Source organism: Vibrio sp. 1F253 (assembly GCF_041439295.1).
Classification (GTDB): domain Bacteria; phylum Pseudomonadota; class Gammaproteobacteria; order Enterobacterales; family Vibrionaceae; genus Vibrio; species Vibrio tasmaniensis_A.
The window spans coordinates 1-1,820 of the sequence record NZ_JBGONU010000127.1 but is presented as its reverse complement, the minus strand read 5'-3'; the positions used below and the strand labels follow the sequence as shown (position 1 = coordinate 1,820).

Sequence of the window (1,820 nt, the reverse complement as noted above, 5' to 3'; positions counted from 1 at the left end):
TATTTTAGGGCGATCCAAGTTTTAGACTTTGTTGGATGACGCCTTTTAGCCCAGTGCCATAACGTATGGAATAGTTTGTGACCGACATAACCGAATATCTGTTTTGCCACGCAGTGTCGATAGTAGTTCGACCATCCCCTGAGTTTCGGATTTATCAGTTTGATAAGATCATTCACTGGAAGGGTTACGTGCTTTTTGATGAGTTCACGCAGATTACTTAAGAACATTAACGTGTTGGATTTACTCGGCTTAATGAGCAATTTTCCTTTATACTTCCTATGATTAAAACCTAGGAAATCAAAGCCATCATTGATGTGAGTGATGTGCGTTTTCTCTTCGGAGAGTGTTAAGCCTCTTTCCGCTAAGAAGTCAGCAATCAACGGTTTGATATCGTTCTCAAGCACTTCCTTTGAAGCGCAAGTGACGACGAAATCGTCGGCGTATCCAATAAAATTGGCTCTTGCTCCCTTTTTGAGAGCGGTAGACTTAATTTGCTGTTCGAGACCAGAGAGAGTCATTAACATCAAGGTTGGGGATATAATCCCACCTTGAGGCGTACCTTCATCGGTGTCGTAAAATAGCCCTTTGTCTACAAAGCCAGACTTTAGCCATTGTCCCAACATACGCTTGTCAACGGCAACATTGTCCATCAGCCATTGATGCCCGATTTTGTCGAAACAGGCTTTGATGTCCCCTTCAAGAACCCATTGCGCTGAACGCTTTTGACTCAAGCAGATAAAACACTGCCCGATAGCATCAGCGGTGCTTCGCCTTGGTCGAAAACCGTAACTGTTAGGGTCTGCAAGGCTTTCCGACACAGGCTCCAATGCTAATAGGTGAAGCGCTTGTTGCGCTCTATCTATCATGCACGGGATACCCAGTGGTCGAAGTTTGCCATTCTTTTTGGGGATATAGATACGCTTGAGCGGTCTAGCTTGATAAGCTCTTCGACTCATTTGATTCACTGCTTTCATACGGCGTGTATCTGTATTCCAGATAACACCATCTATTCCAGACGTTTTACTGCCTTTGTTTTGAGATACTCGCTTAACAGCAAGAAGTTTTGCTGAACGCGAGTGAGTCAGTATCCATTGCAAAGCTTTCACTTTGCCGTGTTTACCTTCTCGAGTTGCCTTTGCGATACGCATCTGGAGCTTTAATACATGCGCTTCAACGGTTTTCCAGTCGATTGACTGCCATTGAGCGCTGTCAGGAGAGGCACTAATCTCTTTTGAAATCATCATTTGCGTTTCTCCTTGAATAAAGTTCTTCATATTCTCTCGCAACGGGAGACCAGTCGGAAGTGGGCTCACTTTCGTGACCAGACACAAGTCTGTATCTGCATCGTTACAATGCAGCCTTCGCTTTTTCCAACCTCCTATACCTGCATCACTATCGGCCACAAAGGCTTTCCCAAAGGGAGTGATACAGGCTTACCGTGTTCCGTATGTCGCGCAATGTCAGGGTAGATGCCCGCTATGGTGCGAAGAGTTCAATGATCACGAAAGAGCATGGGGCAATCTCTTTCCGACTCTCATGCCTTTTGGCTACAGCGTATTAACCACTTCCGCTGTTTCATCACATAACGCACCTTACGCGGATTTACTTATGTTCATCATACTGACTACCTAGCACTCACCCGATTGTGGTTATCAGGAGGATCGTCCTCTCACGATTTAGATCCCGATTGGCAAATGCCAACCTTCGTTACATTGTCAGAGCCGCTACTTTATTCAGGCTCCTAGGTTCATCTGGTGATACAAATGGTTCACTCGTTAAGCGGTGAACAGCGCTTCATACGACTTCACGTCGCACGCCCC

1 protein-coding gene is annotated in these 1,820 nt (G+C 45.6%); it reads right to left on the bottom strand.

The annotated features are described in order from the left end of the window. The coding region (ltrA, locus tag ACED28_RS23105; RefSeq protein ID WP_371710847.1) for a group II intron reverse transcriptase/maturase at positions 1 to 1,244 on the bottom strand (1,244 nt) is incomplete at its 3' end. Positions 1,245 to 1,820: the final 576 nt, after the last annotated feature.